The organism is Roseibium denhamense (assembly GCF_009711415.1).
Taxonomy (GTDB): domain Bacteria; phylum Pseudomonadota; class Alphaproteobacteria; order Rhizobiales; family Stappiaceae; genus Roseibium; species Roseibium denhamense.
In genome coordinates this window covers 1-517 of record NZ_SMLZ01000030.1, presented here as the reverse complement: position 1 = coordinate 517, position 517 = coordinate 1, and the positions used below count along the sequence as shown (strand labels likewise).

Annotated in this window: 1 protein-coding gene; it reads left to right on the top strand. The window is 48.4% G+C overall.

Features of this window, described 5'->3' with window-relative positions:
- Positions 1–517: tetratricopeptide repeat protein (locus tag E1180_RS00085; RefSeq protein ID WP_155189067.1), on the top strand; the 517-nt coding region annotated here is incomplete at both ends.

Here is a 517-nt window from a genome sequence, read left to right as displayed (position 1 = left end):
CGAAAACTTTAGTTTTCTTCATGGACAATTGGCAAAGTCGCCTCCACGTTCACCTAAAGACATCTTAGATGGTCTCGAAAAAAGTGGGCATCATCGGGTCATTGCGGATTATTTTACGATCGCACCCACGACACAAATAAGTATTTCGTGTCGCGCTAGCATCGCAAACAGTTTATACATTTCAAAAAGATACGCGGATGCACTGGCACAATGCGATATTGTCCTAAAGAGGCAGCCAGCCGCAAGAGGCGTCGTCATTACAAGATTGAAATGTCTGATGGAATTGGGACAGGTTGAAAACGCAATGACAGCCGCCCGTTCCGCTCTTGAACGCTTTCCCAAAGCACCAGGTGTTCTTGCCGCAGTCGCTATGACACTCCAGCAGGCAGGTGATCTGCAAGGCGCTGTCGCCGTTGCTGAGCAAACCCTCAGGATTAACCCGCAGCATAAACGGGCGCTTTTAATTGCTGCCCGATACTATTTAACCGTTGCTGGTGACTTTCAGAAGGCTACACAT